This is a genomic window from Litchfieldella xinjiangensis, assembly GCF_000759345.1.
Lineage (GTDB): Bacteria > Pseudomonadota > Gammaproteobacteria > Pseudomonadales > Halomonadaceae > Litchfieldella_A > Litchfieldella_A xinjiangensis.
In genome coordinates this window covers 237,091-256,637 of record NZ_JPZL01000003.1, presented here as the reverse complement: position 1 = coordinate 256,637, position 19,547 = coordinate 237,091, and the positions used below count along the sequence as shown (strand labels likewise).

The 19,547-nt window shown below is 64.1% G+C and carries 18 protein-coding genes; 8 read left to right on the top strand and 10 right to left on the bottom strand.

All coding sequences use genetic code 11. The features are described from left to right. Nucleotides 1-19: 19 nt before the first annotated feature. Both JH15_RS13440 and JH15_RS13435 read left to right on the top strand, forming a co-directional pair. Entirely contained in the window at nucleotides 20-2,209 is a 2,190-nt protein-coding gene (locus JH15_RS13440; RefSeq protein ID WP_043531184.1) for a TonB-dependent siderophore receptor, read from the top strand. 14 nt (nucleotides 2,210-2,223) lie between these two features. After that, on the top strand, nucleotides 2,224-3,159 hold the full coding sequence (locus JH15_RS13435) for an alpha/beta hydrolase (RefSeq protein WP_052384120.1): 936 nt from the start codon (nucleotides 2,224-2,226) through the stop codon (nucleotides 3,157-3,159). Here the strand turns inward: JH15_RS13435 and phoR are convergent. The 4 genes from phoR to JH15_RS13415 form a co-directional block, all read right to left on the bottom strand. Beyond that, nucleotides 3,147-4,463: a phosphate regulon sensor histidine kinase PhoR gene (gene phoR / locus JH15_RS13430; protein ID WP_043531182.1), complete on the bottom strand. Its 1,317-nt coding sequence runs from the start codon at nucleotides 4,461-4,463 to the stop codon at nucleotides 3,147-3,149. The two genes, JH15_RS13435 and phoR, sit on opposite strands and share 13 nt — an antisense overlap. A gap of 1 nt (nucleotide 4,464) precedes the next feature. Beyond that, nucleotides 4,465-5,151, bottom strand: coding sequence for a phosphate regulon transcriptional regulator PhoB (gene phoB, locus JH15_RS13425; RefSeq protein WP_043531180.1), 687 nt, complete (start codon nucleotides 5,149-5,151; stop codon nucleotides 4,465-4,467). Between the two features lie 96 nt (nucleotides 5,152-5,247). Then, nucleotides 5,248-6,138, bottom strand: coding sequence for a 4-hydroxybenzoate octaprenyltransferase (ubiA, locus tag JH15_RS13420; protein WP_043531178.1), 891 nt, complete (start codon nucleotides 6,136-6,138; stop codon nucleotides 5,248-5,250). Between the two features lie 41 nt (nucleotides 6,139-6,179). Next, nucleotides 6,180-6,728: a chorismate--pyruvate lyase family protein gene (locus tag JH15_RS13415; RefSeq protein ID WP_043531177.1), complete on the bottom strand. Its 549-nt coding sequence runs from the start codon at nucleotides 6,726-6,728 to the stop codon at nucleotides 6,180-6,182. Between the two features lie 73 nt (nucleotides 6,729-6,801). Here JH15_RS13415 and JH15_RS13410 point away from each other — a divergent pair, with 73 nt between their 5' ends. The 5 genes from JH15_RS13410 to yccS all read left to right on the top strand — a co-directional run bounded on the left by JH15_RS13410 (nucleotide 6,802) and on the right by yccS (nucleotide 11,872). Continuing rightward, complete coding sequence (locus JH15_RS13410; RefSeq protein ID WP_043531175.1) at nucleotides 6,802-7,962, top strand: NAD(P)/FAD-dependent oxidoreductase; 1,161 nt, start codon at nucleotides 6,802-6,804, stop codon at nucleotides 7,960-7,962. Nucleotides 7,963-8,117: 155 nt separating this feature from the next. Then, nucleotides 8,118-8,393, top strand: a complete 276-nt coding sequence (locus tag JH15_RS13405) for an HU family DNA-binding protein (protein WP_043531173.1) — start codon at nucleotides 8,118-8,120, stop codon at nucleotides 8,391-8,393. An 85-nt stretch (nucleotides 8,394-8,478) separates the two neighbouring features. Beyond that, nucleotides 8,479-8,835 carry a hypothetical protein gene (locus tag JH15_RS13400; RefSeq protein WP_043531171.1) on the top strand — a complete coding sequence of 119 codons (357 nt, stop codon included), beginning with the start codon at nucleotides 8,479-8,481 and terminating at the stop codon, nucleotides 8,833-8,835. A 214-nt stretch (nucleotides 8,836-9,049) separates the two neighbouring features. Continuing rightward, the gene (locus tag JH15_RS13395; RefSeq protein ID WP_043531169.1) at nucleotides 9,050-9,646 is read left to right on the top strand and encodes a cyclodeaminase/cyclohydrolase family protein; all 597 of its coding nucleotides are present in this window, start codon (nucleotides 9,050-9,052) and stop codon (nucleotides 9,644-9,646) included. Between the two features lie 12 nt (nucleotides 9,647-9,658). Next, entirely contained in the window at nucleotides 9,659-11,872 is a 2,214-nt protein-coding gene (gene yccS, locus JH15_RS13390; protein ID WP_043531167.1) for a YccS family putative transporter, read from the top strand. On the opposite strand, the gene recG is transcribed toward yccS, so the two are convergent. Both recG and JH15_RS13380 read right to left on the bottom strand, forming a co-directional pair. After that, complete coding sequence (gene recG, locus JH15_RS13385) at nucleotides 11,869-13,950, bottom strand: ATP-dependent DNA helicase RecG (protein WP_043531165.1); 2,082 nt, start codon at nucleotides 13,948-13,950, stop codon at nucleotides 11,869-11,871. The two genes, yccS and recG, sit on opposite strands and share 4 nt — an antisense overlap. Continuing rightward, nucleotides 13,947-14,870, bottom strand: a complete 924-nt coding sequence (locus tag JH15_RS13380) for a hydrogen peroxide-inducible genes activator (RefSeq protein ID WP_043531691.1) — start codon at nucleotides 14,868-14,870, stop codon at nucleotides 13,947-13,949. The genes recG and JH15_RS13380 overlap by 4 nt, the downstream gene beginning before the upstream one ends. Nucleotides 14,871-14,949: 79 nt before the next feature. On the opposite strand from JH15_RS13380, the gene JH15_RS13375 reads away from it, so the two are divergent. After that, nucleotides 14,950-15,825 carry an NAD-dependent epimerase/dehydratase family protein gene (locus JH15_RS13375; RefSeq protein WP_043531163.1) on the top strand — a complete coding sequence of 292 codons (876 nt, stop codon included), beginning with the start codon at nucleotides 14,950-14,952 and terminating at the stop codon, nucleotides 15,823-15,825. 37 nt (nucleotides 15,826-15,862) lie between these two features. Here the strand turns inward: JH15_RS13375 and JH15_RS13370 are convergent, their stop codons facing one another. The 4 genes from JH15_RS13370 to spoT form a co-directional block, all read right to left on the bottom strand. Further along, nucleotides 15,863-16,375, bottom strand: a complete 513-nt coding sequence (locus tag JH15_RS13370) for an acyloxyacyl hydrolase (protein ID WP_043531161.1) — start codon at nucleotides 16,373-16,375, stop codon at nucleotides 15,863-15,865. A gap of 12 nt (nucleotides 16,376-16,387) precedes the next feature. Then, a complete protein-coding gene (thpR, locus tag JH15_RS13365; protein ID WP_043531159.1) occupies nucleotides 16,388-16,915 on the bottom strand; it encodes an RNA 2',3'-cyclic phosphodiesterase in 528 nt (175 codons plus the stop codon). Nucleotides 16,916-16,931: 16 nt separating this feature from the next. Next, nucleotides 16,932-17,321, bottom strand: coding sequence for a RidA family protein (locus JH15_RS13360; protein WP_043531158.1), 390 nt, complete (start codon nucleotides 17,319-17,321; stop codon nucleotides 16,932-16,934). 77 nt (nucleotides 17,322-17,398) lie between these two features. Beyond that, complete coding sequence (spoT, locus tag JH15_RS13355; RefSeq protein ID WP_043531156.1) at nucleotides 17,399-19,534, bottom strand: bifunctional GTP diphosphokinase/guanosine-3',5'-bis pyrophosphate 3'-pyrophosphohydrolase; 2,136 nt, start codon at nucleotides 19,532-19,534, stop codon at nucleotides 17,399-17,401. Nucleotides 19,535-19,547: the final 13 nt, after the last annotated feature.

Below are 19,547 nucleotides of genomic sequence, written 5' to 3'. Positions count from 1 at the left end.
AACGGATCGGGAACGGAACATGAACGCAGGTACACGACTGACACGTCGGGCCATAGCTGCCTTGGGAGGCGTGCTGGGCATGACCGCCACGATGCTGGCGCCTTTCGCCCTGGCCCAGGAAGCACTCACTCAGGGATCTCTCAACGAGGACGATGGCTCACGCCTCGATACGCTGACCGTCGAGGGCAACCGGCTCTATGACATGTTGCCCTCGGAGATTTCAGGAGGCTACGGCGTGGACGCCGCCACGGTGGGAACCAAAACTCCTGCCTCGCTGCGTGACATTCCGCAATCGGTGACCGTGCTGACCCGTGACTACCTGAGCGACCGACAGTTCACCACCCTGGACCAGGCGGCCAAGTACACGCCGGGGTTACGAACGCTGACCAACGACGATGGGCGGTCTTCGATCTTTTCTCGTGGCTACGAGTACAACGAATACAACATCGATGGTTTGCCGGCGCCGATGTCGAGCATCTGGGGCACGCTGCCCGCCATGGCGGCACTGGACCGGGTCGAGATCATGCGCGGCCCGTCGGGGCTATTCAACAGCACCAGCGAACTGGGCGGCATCATCAATATGGTGCGCAAGCGACCCACGGACACGTTCAGCGGCACCTTGACCGGACGTTACGGCAGATGGGACCAGCACTACCTTGAAGCGGATATCGGTGGGCCGCTGGATGCCGAGGGCCGGCTGCGGGGTCGTCTCGATGCGGCCGTGGCCGATCGCGACAGCTTCGTCGACGTCAAGGGGAACCGTAACGAGAGCCTCTATGGCGCGCTGGATTTCGATCTCAGCAATGCAACCACGCTGGGCGTCGGCTGGTGGCACCAGCGCAAGGATATCGTCCCCGGCAACGGGCTCGCGGCGTGGGCGAATGGGGATTTGCTCGATGTACCACGCTCGACCTTTCTCGGCGCCGACTGGAACACGTTCGAGGGCGAGATGGACGACGCTTTCGTCGAGCTGACGCATCGCTTCGCCAACGGCGCTCATGGGCGCGTGGCCGCGCGTGGTTCCTGGCGTAACGCCGACCTCGCCTATGCCTATACCGCCAGCGGGGTGGATAGCGACGGCAATGCGAAAATGGCAGCCATCGGCCGAACCTTCAGCCAGGACGTGGTGTCGCTGGATGCCAGCTACAGCCAGCCGTTCGCCGCCTTCGGCACCGTCAGTGAGTTTGTACTGGGCAGCGATTTCAAGCGCTACGAGACCGACTATCGTGCCTGGGCGACTCGCGGGCTCGGTACGACGAAGGTCTTTTCCCACGATCCCGGCGCGTTCGATCGCCCCGATCTGGGCTACACCACGGCCACTAGCCAGACCGAGAAAGAGGCCGGCCTGTATGCCAAGCTGACCATGCGCCCGGTGGCGTCACTGGCGCTGATCGGTGGGGCCCGTGTCAGTTGGTACGATGTCGATAACGAAACCACCGACCTGCCCACCGGTGCATCGACGCATGACACTCAGTCCCTCAACGCTGAAGTGACCCCCTATGCGGGGGTGGTATGGGACCTCGACGAGGCCCATTCGCTCTATGCCAGTTATTCCGAAGTCTTCAAGCCGCAATCCGACCTGGGCAGCGATGATCAGCTGCTCGATCCTAGGCAGGGCCAGCAGTACGAAGCCGGCATCAAGGGGAGCTACCATGGCGGATCGCTCAATACCCGCTTCAGTCTCTTCCAGCTGACTGACGAGAACCGGGCCACCACCCCCTTCAATGCCAACGGCACGCCTATTTCTGGCTACATGGCCGCCCTAGGCGAGACGCGTATTCGCGGCGTGGAGCTTGAACTCAGTGGGGAGGTGCTGCCGGGCTGGGAATGGCTGGCCGGTTACAGCTATCTCGATACCGAAACGTTAGCCGGCGACGAGGAGGCGGTGTTTGCCATCATGCCGCGCCACCACGTGACGCTATGGAACACCTATGAGGCGTCGGGCATGCTCAGCGGCTGGCGCGTAGGTGCCGGAATCAATGCCATGAGCGACTTCCACTATGAAAGTCGAGGGGCACGCATCGATGCACCGGGCTATGGCGTGGTCGATGCCCTGATCGGGTACGACTTCAGCCAAGCGTTGAGCGCCACGCTCAACGTCAATAACGTGCTCGACAAGACGTATTACTCACGGGTGGGGAGTCCTGCCACCTTCAATTTCTATGGCGAGCCGCGCAGCGTGGTGGCGGAGCTCCGTTACACCTTCTGATACGAGGATGACCGATGCCCCACCGCCGATGGATCGCCGCGCTCTGCCTCCTATCGGGTGCGTTGTGCAGTGACGCGCTACTGGCAACGAATGCCGACGAATCCGACCTGAGGCTAGCGAGTCCGCAGACGGGGCGCGAGTACCTGATCCAAGTCTCGCTGCCAAAGGCAGCGCCTCCCGCCAACGGGTATCCGGTACTTTATGTGCTGGATGGCAACATCCGCTTTCCGCTATTGGCGGCAGCGCGCCAGACTCTGGTAAGACAGGGTATGGCGCGTGAAGGCGTACCTTGGGTCATCGTGGGTATCGGCTATCCGGGCGTCGACGATCTGGATATCGATGCCCGGGCCGAGGACCTGACACCACCGGCCCCGGCGCTGAGCGAGACGGGGGATCCCGGTGGGCGGCCCCAGGGCGGTGGCGAGCGCTTTCTGACCTTCATCGAGGAGACGCTCAAGCCCGCCATGGCCGAGCGGTACCCTCTCGACCGGCAGCGCCAGGCGCTGCTTGGCCATTCCTATGGCGGCTTGTTCGTACTCGACACCCTGTTGCGTCACCCTGAGGCCTTTTCGGACTACCTGGCCATCAGCCCCTCGATCTGGTGGAACCAACGTTACCTGTTCGAGGTGTTGGATAACGTATCGGCTTTCCCGACGGAAGAGGGGCCACCCGTGAAGCGCGTGGTGATTGCAGTGGGCGGGCTTGAGCAGTCGGCACGCCCTGGCGAGGAGGGCAGCGAACGGGCCAGACGGCGTGAGGCGAATGCGATGATCGACAATGCGCGCGCAATGGCCGATGCGTTGCCCCACGCCTTGCCTTGGGTCGATACCCACTTCGTCCTGTTCGAAGGGGAAGACCACGGCAGCGTGATGTGGCCGGCCAGTCGTTTCGTGCTCGAGCGGCTGGGAATCGTCGAGTGTCGAGCCGACTGCCAGGCTCAGGCGCGCTGAGCCTGGTCGCCGTGGGCCGCATCGGCCACGCGTTCGACAGGGAACACGCAGCGGAACAGCGCCCCTTCGCCGGGGTGGGATTCCACTTCAAGCCGGGCATCGTGGCGCAGCAGCACGTGCTTGACGATGGCCAGCCCCAGCCCGGTGCCGCCGGTGGCGGCGCTGCGGCCCTTGTCGACCCGATAGAAGCGTTCGGTAAGCCGCGGGATGTGGACGGGGTCGATACCTTGGCCGTCGTCCTCGATTTCCAGGCAAGCGGTGTTGCCCCAGGGGCGCCAGCGCAGCACGATACGGCTCTCGTCTCCGGCATAGCGCACCGCATTGAAGACCAGGTTGGAGATGGCGCTGCGCAGCTCCTGCTCGCTCCCCAGTAACTGGCGGTCTTCCTCGATTTCGATGGCAAACTCGTGGCGACCGCCCGAGAGCGATTCGGCATCGCGACGTATCGTCTCGAGCATCGAGCCCACGGCCACCGGGGTGTTCTCTTCCAGGCGTTGATCGATTTCGAGTCGCGACAATAGCAGCAGGTCGTTGACCAGGTTCTGCATGCGCGTGGTCTGTTCCTGCATCTGGCCGAGCCCCCGCGCCAGGCGAGGCGGCATCTGGTCGGCATGGTCGAGGTAGGTCTCGAGATAGCCGGCCAGCACGGTCAACGGCGTGCGCAGCTCGTGCGAGACGTTGGCGACGAAATCCCGGCGCATCTGCTCCAGGCGATGCAGCCGCGTGATGTCGCGGGCCATCAACAACCGCTCGTCATCGCCGTACAAGGTAATCTGGAACTGCAGGACCCGGCGTTCGTCGATCGGCGCAGGCAGGGTCAAGGGCTCGCGATAGTCACGGGCCTCGAAATAATCGATGAAGCGCGGGTCGCGCAGCAGGTTGGTGATGTGCTGGCCACGGTCGTGAGCGGCCTTGAGGCCCAGCATGCCTTCGGCCGCGCTGTTCCACCACTCCAGGTCGCCGCGCCGGTCGAGCATCACCACGCTGTCGCTCATGGCCTCGGAAGATTCCTGGATTCGCTTGAGCGTGGCGCGGAGTCGTTCCTGGGTGAGGCGCTGCGCCTTCTGATACTTGTAAAGGCGATCGAACAGTTCGCCCCACAGCCCGCTGGCTGCGGGCGGTTCAGCCTGGGAGCGGTGTGTCAGCCACTGATGCAGGGCGCGAAGCTGACGAAGATGATAGGCCAAGCTGACGGCCAGCCCCGCCGAGAGCCCCAGGCCCGGAGCGCTGGCCAGCCAGCCGATCACCAGGCCGGCCAGGGCCAGCCCGGCGAGTCGCCACAGCTCACGGCTCCAGAGGCGCACGTCAGGCCTTGGCGGAGAACCGGTACCCGGTCCCGCGAACCGTCTGGATCAGGTGCTGGTGGGTATCGCCCAGCGCCTTGCGCAGGCGGCGGATGTGCACGTCCACGGTACGCTCCTCGACATAGACATTGCCGCCCCATACCTGATCGAGCAGTTGGCTGCGGGTATAGGCACGTTCCTGATGGGTCATGAAGAATTGCAGCAGGCGATATTCGGTGGGGCCGATCTCCACCGACGTGCCATGGGCGCTGACCCGGTGGCTGGCGGGATCGAGCAACAGGCCGGCGACCTCGACCGGTTCCTCGACGCCCTTGGGCGTGGTACGACGCAACACGGCCTTGAGACGGGCCACCAGCTCACGCGGCGAGAACGGCTTGGTGATGTAGTCGTCGGCCCCGGCCTCGAGCCCCTGGATCTTATTGTCTTCCTCGCTCTTGGCTGTGAGCAGGATGATTGGCAGCTCGGCGGTGGCTTCCTCACGCTTGAGCCGTCGAGCCAGCTCGATACCGCTGGTGCCGGGCATCATCCAGTCGAGCAGCAGCAGATCGGGCTGATGGTCGACGATCAAGGCATGGGCGGCCTGGGCATTGTCGGCTTCCAATACGCGATAATCGGCCATTTCCAATGCCACGGCGATCATCTCCCGGATGGAAGGTTCATCATCGACGATCAACACGGTCTTGGACATGCGAGCCTCATGCGAACAATGACGGAATCATGTCAATTGGATCAGTCAATTGTGACAATGGCATGACAAGGGTCCGGTCGGTGTGTCGAGTATCGCTCAACCGCCCGTATGGGGCCACAGGGAGAGCGCCAGCCCGGCAAACAGAGTAAGACCCGCCCAGTGGTTGTTGAGGAAGGCCCGAAAGCAGCGTTCACGAGAGCGGTCATGAATCAGCCATTGCTGGTAGACGAAGATGACGGCCATGCCGGCAAGCCCCACCCAGAAAAAGCCGCTCAGCGACAGCAGCAGCCCGACCCAGCCGAGCAGAGCCAGCGTGGCAAACTGAAGCAGGGCGATCATGAAGGTGTCGGCACGCCCGAACAGCACGGCAGTGGACTTGATGCCGATCTTCAGGTCGTCGTCGCGATCGACCATGGCGTACTGGGTATCGTAGGCCACCGTCCACAGCACATTGGCTGCAAACAGCAGCCAGGCCTCCAGTGGCACTTCCTGGCGTACCGCCCCGAAGGCCATGGGAATGGCCCAGGAGAACGCCGCGCCCAGAAAAACCTGCGGCCAGTGGGTGTAGCGCTTCATGAAGGGATAGATGAAGGCCAGGATCACCCCGCCCACCGAGAGCATCACGGTAAAGGCATTGGTGAACAGCACCAGCACGAACGCGGCCGCGACGAGGATCACGAACAGTCCCTTGGCCTCGCGTTCGCTGATGCGACCGGTCGCCAGGGGGCGTGACTGGGTGCGCTTGACGTGGCCGTCGAAGTGACGATCGGCGTAATCGTTGACCACACAGCCCGCGGCGCGCATCAGGTAGACGCCGGCCACGAAGATCAGCAGTACGTCGCGTTGCGGTACCCCCTCGGCGGCGATCCACAAAGCCCACAGGGTGGGCCACATCAGCAGCCAGGTCCCGATGGGGCGATCGAGGCGCATTAGGTGCAAGAAATCGGGTAACCGGCCCAGGCCCCGTGAATGTACTGTGTGCTCCATCCCAGCCTCCAACGATCGATGCCCCATCCTAGCGCGAGATCCTAACGCGAGGGCAGTCCCAAATCATCCGCCATTCGCGACAGGAAGCTCTCCTGGACCAGGATCCGCACCCGAGCAAGACGAAACACGGAGCGACGCGTCCACAGCGGCTCGGCGACGGGCATGGGTGATGCACCGCAGGCCACGTCGATGGCGCTGCGCTCTAGCCCCGGCTGGGAGAATAACCAACTCCCCAGCGAACGCTCGCCCAACTGCCCCAGGCGCTGTCCTCGTAACCCCTCAAGTGGCGCAACCGAGCGCGCCATGACCCAGGGGCGATCGTCGACGCACAACGCTACTTCGCGGCGCCAGACATGACGGGATGGGGGGATCGCGAGTGCCCGGGCTTCATCCAGGCGCGGCCGTCCCACATCCTGGGCGATAAGCCGGACGCTGAAGGGCCTGTCGCGGGCAGCCTCGACCAGGCGCGCCGTGAGAGAATCGTCACTGGCGATCCACGCCCACCAGGCGGCGCTCATGAAGGGGCGACTGGCCGCTATGGGCTGCCAGCAGGGCCAACGGCAGGACGCGGGCCTAGGGTCGTCACGCACGCTCGTCTCCGGTCGGGATGAGGGCGCGTAGTGTACCATGGGGGGTTTGAGAGACCCCTCGCCAGGAAATCCGATGAGCAAACCCTTGACCATAGTCGGCACCGGCATGGCCGGTCTGGGACTGGCCCGCCAACTGCGGGCGATGGATGCCGAACGGCCGATTACCCTGATCACGGCGGATAGCGGTGACGACTACGCCAAGCCCTTGCTGTCGACCGGTTTTGCCAAGCGCCTGCCACCCGAGCGGCTCGCCCAGCGCTCTGCGCTGGAGGTGGCCGATCAATTGGGTATCGTGATGCGCACCCAGACGCCCGTCACTGGACTGGACCCCAAGGCGCATACGCTCGGGCTGGGCGAAGAGACGCTTCCCTATAGCCAGCTGGTACTGGCAACTGGCGCTGCGCCACGTCATCCGTTGACGATTCCCGACGAGTTGATGCCCCGGGTGCATACCATCAACGACCTCGATGACTATCGGCGCTTTCATTCCGCCCTTGAGCGGGCCGGGAACCGTGCACGAGTCGCCATCGTGGGGGCCGGCCTGGTGGGCTGCGAGTTTGCCAACGACCTCTCGGCGGGCGGGCATCGCGTGACGCTGATCGCCCCTGAGGCCACGCCGCTGGCGCGCCTGCTCCCCGAGCCGCTGGGCAGGGCACTGGGTGAGGCACTCGAGGAAGGCGGCATTGAACTGCTATCGGGACGCTCCGTCGAGCGCCTCGAGACGTCGGGTGCCGATGTGGGGTTGGCACTCTCCGGCGGTTACACGGTGGAAGCCGATCTGGTGCTGGTGGCCACTGGGCTGGTGCCACGGACTCGCCTCGCCCAGGAGGCAGGCATCGAGACCAGCGCCGCAGGCATCCATACCGACCGTTACCTGGCCACGTCGGCGCCGGATATATACGCCCTGGGCGACGTGGCGTGCGTGGCCGGCGTCAACGCCATGTACGTGCAACCGTTGCAGGCCAGTGCCAAAGCCTTGGCCGCCACGCTGTCAGGCACGCCCACCGCCGTGCACTACGGGCCCTGGCCGGTCGTGGTCAAGACGCCCCTGTGTCCGGTCGTTGCCTACCCCCCGCTAGCCTCTCCCGAACGATGGCGCATCGAAGGGGAGGGCCGGGACTTGACGGCGCTGGCCGAATCCGAGGACGGCAGCTTGCTTGGCTTTGCGTTGACAGGCGCCTGTGTCAGGCGGAAAGTCGAACTGGCGCGGGCGGCCCCGGCGTTGCTAGTCTAGGGGCGTTGGTGCCCGGCACGCTGCGGCTCGTGGGCTAAATATCCTGGCGCAGGTGCCGATAGTTCAAGGGAAACCGCCTTCAGCCGAAGGCGTCGTGTCGTGACAACAAGAACGGCGGCGAACACCGCTAGTGACCTATAAACCAGGAGGGCTGTATGCGTAAACCAGAACTCGCCTCGGCGATTGCCGAGCGTGCCGATCTTTCCAAGGACAAGGCTAGCCAGGTGCTCAACGTCATTCTCGACGAGATTACCGGTAGCGTGTCCAAGGGCCAGGACGTCTCTTTGATCGGCTTCGGCTCGTTCACCGTGCGCGAGCGTGCCGCTCGTACCGGCAAGAACCCACAGACCGGTCAGCCCCTGACCATTCCGGCCAGCAAGACCGTGGCCTTCAAGCCGGGTAAGGCACTCAAGGACGCCGTGGCCAAGTAAGCCACTGCTGCCTCGCCTGGGGATGATCAGGCCGCGCCGGCTGCGGTTTCGGCAGCCGGCAGTTTCTTTTCTATCGGACGTGTTCATGAAACTTCGCATGATGCTCTGGCTACTTGGCCTGTTACTGAGGCGTGCGCAGCGTCGCAAACCGGCCTTTCGCGACAGGCTTGCCGACATGCGCGGACTCGACTGGGGTATCGCGACCGAAGACCTGTCTATTGCCCGGCATTATCGTATGTCGCCCCAGGGCATCGAGACCGGCCCCGGGCTGCCCATCGATCTCGATCTCGAACTGCGCTTTGCCGATACCGACACGGCGGTAAGGATTCTCCGCAAGCCGACCCAGCGTGCCTTCCTCGACGGCATGATGGCCGGCAATGTTCGTCTCGTGGGCGACTCGGCCGATTTGCAGCGACTGCAATCGCTGTTGCGGCGCCTCTAGGCACCCTTGGCTACCCAGTAACAGAGACGGCCCTCGGCGAAACGCCCCAGTCGCGCTACCCTAGGGTTTTGCCCGCAGGAGCGCCCATGGCCCGCTTGCTCATGCTTACGAGCTCCATCACCGTTATCACTTTCGTGCTTGCCGGGTTCAAGGCGGCGCCTCCCGCCCCGCGACTATCCTCCAGGTTCGCTGCGCTGGTCGCGGAGTTTTCGAGATGAGCGATTCGGTCTGGCAGTTGCCGTTGTTGGCGTTTCGCGATGCCATCGAATCGCGCTCGACACCGGGCTGCGGCGCGGCGGCGGCGGTCAGTGCCGACTTCGGCCTGGCCCTGGCGCTCAAGGGGCTGCGCCTGGGGGATGCCCGCCATCCCGACGACGAGCGCGGTGAGTTGATCGTCAGCGGTGATACCTTGCGCGATAGCCTGGCCCAGAGTGCCGACGACGATGTGGCCGCCTTCGAGGCGTATCTCGAGGCGACAAGGCTGCCCCACGACACGCCCGAGCAGTCCCGCCAGCGAGACCTCGCCCGTCAGGAGGCGATCGTGCAGGCCTGCCGGGTCCCACTGCGAATCGCCCGCGCTTGCTGCGAAGGCTTGGCGCTATGCCAACAAGCCGAGCCGTGGACACCCGCTTCGCTCAAGAGCGATACCCGGGCCGGCGCCCGGTTGCTGCATGCCGGGCTGAGCGCGGTACTGGTGGGCCTGGATGCCAATCTGGAGCGCGTTACCGATGACGCGTTGCGGCACTCCCTGGCCGATGCACGGCATACCCTTCAGCGGGAGGCCGATGACTGGCTCGACAGGTTGGCTTGAGATGTGACCGACATGCCGAATTCGCTTTCGATTCCCCTGCGGCGTCTCTGGACGCTCGACAAGTTCGCCTACAGCCTACGTGTATTGCTGGCCTTCAGCGGTGCGCTGGCGCTGAGTTGGCTGTGCCAGGACATCGCACTGGTCATCCCGCTATTCCTGGGCATCATCGCCTGTGCCCTGTCCGAGACCGATGACAGCTGGCAGGGCCGGCTCCAGGCCTTGCTGGTCACGCTGGTCTGTTTCGCCACGGCCTCGCTCTCCGTACAGTGGCTGTATCCCTGGCCCTGGCTGTTTGCCCTGGGCTTGGCAGCGTCGACCTTCGTGCTGATCATGCTGGGGGCGCTGGGGCAACGCTATGCCACCATCGCCTCGGGAACGTTGATCCTGGCCATCTACTCCATGATTGCGCTCGAGCATCGCGGCGGGGCGTCTGAAACAGGCCTGTGGCGGCAGCCGCTACTGCTGTTGTCGGGGGCGGCCGGGTATGGCCTGATCTCGGTGGTGTGGAGCGCACTGTTCTCGCGCCAGCCGGTCAAGCAGAGCCTGGCCCAGGTCTACCGCCAGCTCGGTGAATACCTGATCGTCAAATCGAACCTGTTCGAACCGCTTCGCGGCCTGGACGTCGAGGCCCGCCGCCTGGCCGTGGCGCGTCAGAATGGCCGCGTCGTCGAGGCCTTGAACCAGGCCAAGGAAATGATCTTCCGCCGTCTCGAGGGGCAGCGGGGCGATCCCAAGCTCAATCGATACCTGCGGCTCTACTTCATCGCCCAGGATATCCACGAGCGCGCCAGTTCCTCGCACTATCCGTATGCCCAGCTGACCGAGGCGTTCTTTCACCACGATGTGCTGTTTCGCTGCCAGCGGCTGCTCGACCAGCAGGGTCAGGCGTGCAAGCGACTCGGCAAGGCGTTGCTGCTCAATCGGCCTTTCGATCACGCCCAGAGCGAACAGGCGCTCGAGGATCTGCGCGCCTCGATCAGCTACCTTCGGGCGCTACACAACCCGGCCTGGCGCGAACTGCTCTACCCGTTACAGGCCTTGGCCGATAACCTGGCGACGCTTGAGGAGCAACTTTCTGCCGCGTACAACCCCGACGCGGGGGTCGAGGGCGACAGCAGCCTGTTCGATCGCTCTCCACGCAACCTGCGCGATGGTTGGGAGCGCATCCGGCTTCACCTGACGCTCGCCTCGCCGATCTTTCGCCATGCCATACGGCTGCCGTTGGCCCTGCTGGCGGGGTACGGCGTCCTGCACCTGGTGCATCCGAGCCAGGGCTTCTGGATTCTGCTGACCACAGCAGTGTTCGTCTGTCGTCCCAACTTTGCCTCCACACGGCGTTTCCTGCATCAGCGCATCGTTGGCACCATCATCGGCCTGGTGGTGGGTTGGGCGTCGATCAGCCTGTTTCCTCACCCCTTGCTGCAGACCCTGATCGCGGTGGTCGCCGGGGTGGCCTTCTTCGCCACGCGAGAGAAGCATTACGTGGTAGCCACTGCGGCGATCACTCTGTTGGTGCTGTGCAGCTTCAACCAGGTCGGCGATGGCTTCGATCTGATCTGGCCGCGACTGTTCGATACGCTGGTCGGTGCGCTGATCGCAGGTCTGGCCGTGGTACTGATCCTGCCCGACTGGCAGGGGCGCCAGCTTCATCGAGAAGCCGCCAGTGCCCTGCTCGGCAGTTGTCGTTACCTGCAGGAAATCATTCACCAGTACGACGCTGGAAAGACCGACGACCTGGCCTATCGCCTGGCAAGGCGCAACGCGCACAATGCCGATGCGGCCCTGTCGAGCATGCTCGGCAACATGCTTCAGGAGCCGGGACACATGCGCAAGCACGACGCCGACGATGGCTTTCGCTTCCTGGTGCTGTCGCACACGCTGCTGGGGTATATCTCGGCGCTTGGCGCGCATCGACATCGTGTCGAGGAAGCCGAATTCGATGCCGGCCTGATGCCGGTGGCGCATCGGCTTGCCACGCTGCTCGAAGCCTTGGCCACCCGGCTACGTGAGCGTCGGCCGATCGGTGACCTCAAGGCCGAGCAGGAAACGTTGATGGCCATGCTCGACCAGGACGCGCCGCCCGACGATGCCCCTTACCGGCCCATGCAGACCCAGCTACGCCTGATCTGTCGGATGCTGGGGGCGCTAGGCGAGGCGGCGGAGCGCCTCACGCTGCGCAGGGAGACGCGCCGCGAGACGACTCCCGCACCCGCCCCGACGGCCTAGACCTGACCGTAGCGCCCGGCTTCTTCGCCCAGCCAGCGGCGTATCAGGGGCTCGCTGGCTTCGGGGGCCTCGTCGAGCAGCGCCACGGCCAGGGCCGATATCCGCTCGAGCAGGTCGCGGTCGCGCTCCAGGTCGGCAATCTTCAACTGGGCAAGTCCCGTCTGGCGGGTGCCCAGCACCTCGCCCGGGCCACGTAACTCCAGGTCCTTCTCCGCGATGCGGAAGCCGTCGCCGGTTTCGCGCATGACCGCCAGACGCTCCCGGGAGTGTGCAGAGAGCGGGGGATGATAGAGCAGCACGCAATAGCTTTCGGTCGAGCCGCGTCCCACGCGGCCACGCAACTGATGAAGCTGCGAAAGCCCCAGACGTTCGGGGTTCTCGATGATCATCAGGCTGGCGTTGGGCACATCGACGCCTACCTCGATGACGGTCGTGGCGACCAGCAGGTCGAGTTCGCCAGCCTTGAATGCCGCCATCACGTCCGCCTTGTCGGCGGCCTTCATCCGACCATGCACCAGGCCGATGGCCAGTTCCGGCAAGGCGTCGGTCAGCTCCTCGCGGGTGGCTTCGGCAGCCTGGCACTGCAGCGCATCGGACTCCTCGATCAGGGTGCACACCCAGTAGGCCTGGCGCCCCTGGGCACAGGCCTGGCGAATGCGTGTCACGACCTCGGGACGACGCTCGTCGGGCACCGCGACGGTCTGTACCGGGGTGCGACCCGGGGGTAGTTCGTCGATGACAGAGACGTCCAGGTCGGCGTAGGCGCTCATCGCCAGGGTGCGTGGAATCGGCGTTGCCGTCATTACCAGCTGATGAGGGGTCAGCCCGCCGGCCTCGCCCTTCTCGCGCAGCGCCAGGCGCTGGTGAACGCCGAAGCGGTGTTGTTCGTCGACGATTGCCAATCCCAGACGCTGGAAATGCACATCGCCCTGAAACAGCGCATGGGTTCCTACCACCATCTGCGCGCGGCCGTCCTGTATCGCCGCCTTGGCATCCAGGCGTGCCTTGCCCTTGAGCTTGCCGGCCAGCCACGCCACCTCGATGCCCAGCGGGGTCAGCCAGTCGCGAAAGGTCCGGTAGTGCTGCTCGGCGAGAATCTCGGTGGGGGCCATCATGGCGGCCTGGCAGCCCCCGGCGATCGCCTGCAGGGCGGCCATCGCCGCGACCACGGTCTTGCCCGAGCCGACATCTCCTTGTACCAGGCGCAGCATCGGCCTGGGACACTCCAGGTCATGGCCGATCTCGTCGAGGACGCGCTGCTGTGCCCCGGTCAGGGGGAAAGGCAACTGGGTCAGAAAACGTGCCTGTAGGCTGCGCCCGGAGGGCAGGGACGGTGCGCCGTCGGCCTGGATACGCAGGCGCACCTGGCGAAGGCTCAATTGATGGGCCAGCAGCTCTTCCATGGCCAGACGCCGCTGGGCGGGGTGGCGGCCCTCGGCGAGCCGCTCGATGTCCGCTTCGGGGGGCGGTTCGTGGAGATAACGTAACGAGGCATGCAGCTCGGGGAGATGAAAGCGTTCCCGCAACCCGGTGGGTAGCCAATCGGGCAGCGATGCAGCATCGCTATCCAGCAGCCGCAGCGCTTGGGCGATCAGGCTGCGCAGACGACTCTGATGGAGCCCCTCGGTGGTCGGGTAAATGGGGGTGAGGTGCTCCTCCACCGGCGTATCGTCGGCCTTGAGCAAACGATACTCCGGATGGTAGATCTCCAATCCGGTGGCACCGGCGCGTGCCTCCCCGAAACAGCGCACCCGGGCCCCGGCCTGGAACTGCTGCTGCTGGGCCGGGGCGAAATGGAAAAAGCGCAGGCTGAGAATGCCCGATCCGTCCTTGAGACGTACCAGCAGGCTGCGCCGCCGCCCCTTGACCACGTCGCTGGCCGCCACCTCGCCCTCGACCACGGCTTCATGGCCGGCACGCAGCGTGGCGATGGGGGTGATGCGCGTGCGATCCTGGTAACGCAGGGGAAGATGGAAAAGCAGATCGGCGACCTGCTCGATGCGCAGCCGGGCCAGCTTGGCGGCAAGCGCCTCGCCCACCCCGCTGAGGGCGCTTACCGTCTGCGTAAGGCTGCTCACGCGGGTTCGGGCTGCTGAAGGTTGCGACACTGTTCGATGGCGTCGGTCAGGGCATCGATGGCCTTGGGTCGCGGGAAGCTCGCCCGCCAGGCGATCGCCACGGTGCGTGAAGGTGCCTCGGGTGTGAAAGGCCGGCTCTCCAGCACGCCGGCTTCGTAATGACCGGTGCCGATGGCCGAGCGCGGCAGGACGGTGACACCCAACTTGGAGGCCACCATATGGCGAATGGTTTCCAGTGATCCGCCTTCGGCAGTCAGGGTATTACTGGGACTGCTGAGCTGGTTGCCGATGGCCGGGCACGCCTCGAGGATTTGATCGCGAAAACAGTGACCTTCGCCAAGCAGCAGCAGACGTTCGTCGAGCAAGTCCTCTTTGTCGATCGTGGTCTTTTGCGTCCACACGTGTTCGGCGGGCATCAGCACTTCGAAAGGCTCTTCGTAGAGCGGCTTGGTCAGCACATCGGTTTCGGTGAAAGGCAGGGCGACGATGATGGCATCGAGCTCGCCACTCTTGAGCTTGCGTCGCAGATGCGCGGTGAAGCCCTCTTCGATATAGAGTGGCATCTGCGGCGCCGTACGCGCCAGCTCAGGCACCAGGTGCGGAAACAGATAGGGACCGATGGTGAAGATGGCGCCAACACGCAATGGGCTGGATAGCTGATCCTTGCCAGCGTTGGCCAGTTCCTTGATCACGCTGCTCTGTTCGAGCACCCGTTGGGCCTGCTCGACAATCTGCTCACCCAACGGGGTGACCTGTACGGTAGACTTGGAGCGCTCGAACAGGGCCACGCCAAGCTCCTCCTCGAGCTTCTTCACCGCCACCGACAGGGTGGGTTGCGACACGAAGCAGCGCTCGGCCGCGCGGCCGAAGTGACGCTCCTGCGCCAAGGTTACGATGTAGCGAAGTTCTGTTAGAGTCATGTTGGTGCCGGACGGCATCCTCTTGAACAGATGGATGGGTATTTCCAATAGGGACTTTTTATCAAGGGGTGAGGAAAAGGTGAATAGTACAACAGTGATTGTTGGATGCGGCGATATCGGCATCACCTTGGGGCGCGAGCTGATCGAGGCTGGCCACCGGGTGGTGGGGGTACGCCGCAACGTCGCCGCGCTCGAGGGCAGCGGGATCGAACCGTTGGCGTTGGATATAAACGACGCCGAGACCTACGACAGCCTGCCCGACGCCGACCATGTGGTCTATATCGTCAGTGCCGACCGCTTCGAGGAAGAGGCCTACCATAACGCCTACCCGGCGGGTCTCGAGAAGGTGCTGGCCACCTACGCCAAGCGTGACACGCCCCCGCGTCGTATCTTTTTCGTCTCGTCTACCAGTGTCTATGCCCAGCAGGACGGCGAAATCGTCGACGAGACCAGTGCGACCGAGCCTCACGGTTTCGCCGGTCAACTCGTCTATGCCGCCGAGCGGTTGTTGCTCAAGCATGAGTTGCCCGGAACCGTGGTGCGCTTTTCGGGTATTTACGGGCCGGGACGCGATCGGCTGATTCGCCAGGTCAATGAAGGGCGGATGGCACCCGCTGCGCCGCCAATGTACACCAACCGCATTCATCGCGACGATTGTGTCGGCGTGCTGGCGCATTTGGTGAAGTTGAGTCAGGACGCGCAGCCGCTGGAGGAGATCTACCTGGCGACCGATTGCGAGTCGGCGCCCCTGCACGACGTCATGAGCTGGCTGGCTGGCAAGCTCAAGGTGGAAGCGACGGATCTCATTCAATCGCCGCTGCGGCGCCGCTCGAGCAAACGCTGCGATAATACGCAGCTATGCAAGTCCGGTTATCGTTTCCGCTACCCCACCTACCGCGAAGGCTATGCCCACGTTCTCAAGGAAGGCGGCTTTCTCGAGAACGTCAAGGCCTGAGCCCGCCAGGCACGAACGGCGGAGCTATAAGGGCCGCTCATAGCGGAAAACGATAGCCGACGGCGAAGACCTCGAAGCCGTCATTGGGGCTTTGAATGCCAGCATTGGAATAGTGGGTGATGCTGGCATTCAACTCGCCGGTGGCCAACGGCATGCCCAGCGCCAGGCGATCCTCGAACTGGAACGCCGTGGAAAGTTCACGATCGTCGACATGCGTATCCAGGAAAATGCTGGCGCCGATGCCGCCTTCGATGAACACGCGCCGCTCCCCGGCAAAGGTGTAGCGCAGCGCCGGAGTGAACAGCCAGGCGGCATTACCCTCGTCACTTTCCGTCTCGCTGCTCAACAGCAGCACTCCTGTCGCCAGCCTCAGGCTGAGCTGCGGATGCCAATCATGCAGGTTGAAATGACGATCGATCTCGAGCTTGAGGGCTGCACTGTCTTCGCTGGTCCTCCCGCCAGCGACATACAGGTCCGCACTCATGGCGGGCCCTGCCAGTAGTAGCCCGAGCAGTGCGGTGGCCAGAACACCCAATGGCTTCCTTGTCATGCGTGTTTCCTCTCAAACGGCTGGCGAATGGGCCAGTGTATCGTAACGGCGTCCCGCCCCGTCGGGGACGGAATGGACCAATGTGACCCGATTATAGCGCCACGTCAGGCCTGGGCCAGGGATCGCCTCACTGTGGGGCGGCCGCGCACGGCGCAGCAGCGTGACATGCGGCACGAAGGGCTGGTCAGGCGGCGTGAAGCCTTCGCCAGCCAAGGCGTGCCACAGACGGGTATGCAGCGTATCGAGCGGCTGGGGTGTCGCCTGACTCCCCAGCCAGGCGACACCCCCGCGTGGGAAATAACCCACCCGGTCCAGCGGCCACTCGCCCGCGGGGCAATCCAGGCCTTGGCATAGTGCGATCAGGTGCTCGGCTTGCGCCTCTGATACGTCTCCGATGAAAGCCAGGGTCAGGTGGAGCGAATCATCGCGCATGCGGCGACCGCCACACTCGGCATGTAGCCGTTGGGCGATAGACGACAAGGCCTGACGCAGCGTAGGGTCGGGCTGTAGGGCAAAGAACACCCGCATGTCGGGGCGCATACTGGTGTGCGTCGACTCAGTCGCCGATGACCATGATGGCTTCCGCTTCGACCTGGCTCCCCTTGGGCAGCGCCTTGACGCCGACCGCGGCGCGCGCAGGGAAGGGCGCCTCGAAGAACTCCTCCATCACCTGATTGACGATGCCGAAATTGTCCAGATCGACCAGATACAGGTTGATCTTGACGATCTCGCCCAGCGATCCACAGGCTTCCTCGCAAACGGCCTGCAGGTTGGTGAATACCTGGCGGGCCTGGGCTTCGAAGTCATCCGAGACCAGGGTCATGGTTGCCGGGTCGAGGGGGATCTGACCCGACAGGTAAACGGTATTGCCGGCCTTGATGGCCTGCGAGTAGGGACCGATGGCGGCGGGGGCTTTTTCGGTATTGATCACGGCCTTGTTGCTCATGCCACTGCTCCTGCGGTTACGAAATAAAAAAAGCGCCCACTCCAACGCATGGATTGCGGTTGGATGGGCGCCCGTTTTCAGTTTCGGATGCGTGTGATCCTGCCGACATGGGGCAGGTTGCGAATCCGCTTGATGATACGTGCAAGGTGGACGCGATCGCGAACCGCGAGCGTCAGGTTGACGATCGAAAGCCGGGCGTCGCGCTCCTCGATGCCGATGCGTTCGATGTTGGCTTCGGCATCGGTGACCAGGCTGGCCAGTTCTGCCACCAGGCCGCGACGTGTCTCCATCTCGATGCGCAGGGCCACCGGGAAATCGTCCTGAATGGTCTGCGACCACTCCAGGGCAAACAGCTTTTCCGGCTCGTTACGTAGCTCGTCGAGGTTCCGGCAATCCGTACGATGCACCACGATACCCTTGCCGACCGACAGGTGGCCGATCACCGGGTCGCCCGGCAGCGGATGGCAGCAACGAGCGAAGTTGATCACCATGCCTTCGGCGCCACTGATCACGATCGGGCCTTCGCTGGTGGCCGGGGCGCGATGCTCGAGATGCCGATGGGCGGGCGAGGCTTCCAGCAGGCGGCGCGCCACGGCATAGGCCAGGCGAGTCCCCAGGCCGATCGACTCGAGCAGGTCGTCCTCGTGCTTGAGGCCCATCTCCTCGATCACCTCCGCAACCTGCTCGGCGGGCAGCTCCTCGAGGCTGGTCTCGAAGTCGGCCAGGGCCTTGTTGAGCAGACGCCGGCCCAACTGGACGGACTCGGTATGCTGCTGGTTCTTGAGGGCGTGACGAATCGCCGAGCGGGCCTTGGCGGTGACCACGAACGACAGCCAGGTGGTATTGGGGCGTGCGCCGGGGGCGGTGATGATTTCCAGTGTCTGGCCGCTTTCCAGGCGCGTCGACAACGGCGCCAGGTGGCGGTCGATGCGACAGGCGATACAGCTGTTGCCGACATCGGTATGCACGCTGTAGGCGAAGTCGATCACCGTGGCCCCCTGGGGCAGCTCCATGATGTCGCCCTTGGGCGTGAATACGTAGATATCGTCGGGGAAAAGGTCGTTCTTGACGTGTTCGATGAACTCCAGCGGATTACCGGCATGGCGCTGCATCTCGAGCAGGCCGCGAACCCACTCACGCGCCCGGGCATGGCTGCCCATGGCGATCGGTCGCGCCGTCTGTCCGGCCTTGTAGAGCCAGTGGGCGGCGATGCCGTTATTGGCCATGGCTTCCATCTCGCGGGTGCGGATCTGCACCTCGATGGGCATGCCACCGGTACCGAACAGCGTCGTGTGCAGGCTCTGGTAGCCGTTGGCCTTGGGAATCGCGATGTAATCCTTGAAGCGTCCCGGCACCGGCTTGTAGAGGTTATGCACGGCGCCCAGGATGCGATAGCAGCTATCCACATCGTCGGTGATGATGCGGAAGCCGAACACATCCATGATCTCGGCGAACGCCTTGCGCTGGTCGCGCATCTTGCGGTAGATCGACAGCAAGTGTTTCTGGCGGCCAATGACCGTACCCGGCAGGCCATCGTCATCGAGGCTTTTCTGCAAGCTGTTCTGGACCTGGCGGATGGTCGAGCGGCGATGGCCGCGGGCCTTGCTTACGGCGCGCTGGATACGCTCGGCACGCATGGGGTGCAGGGCGTGGAACGACAGGTCCTCGAGCTCAACGCGAATCGTGTTGATACCCAGCCGACTGGCTATGCGCGCGTAGATTTCCAGTGTCTCGCGGGCGATGCGACGCTTCTTCTCGGGACGCAGGGCGCCCAGGGTGCGCATGTTGTGCAGGCGGTCGGCGAGCTTGACGATGATCACCCGGATGTCCTTGGACATCGCCATGACCATCTTCTGGAAGTTCTCGGCCTGGGCGACGGCCTTGTCTTCGAAGGTGATCTGGGTCAGCTTGGAGACACCGTCGACCAGTTCCGCCACCGGCTCGCCAAATTGGGCGGCCAGGGCATCCTTAGATACACCGGTATCCTCGATCACGTCGTGCAGCATGGCGGCCATCAGGCTTTGATGGTCCATATGCATGTTGGCGAGGATATTGGCGACCGCCAGCGGGTGGGTCACATAGGGTTCGCCGGAGCGGCGGCGTTGCCCATCGTGGGCCTGCTCGGCGTAGTAGAAGGCGCGCCTGACCTGCTGGATCTCGTCGGGGGGTAGGTAGCCGCCCAGGCGGTCGGCCAGGTCATCGATGGTAAACATGCAGCGCGCCTAT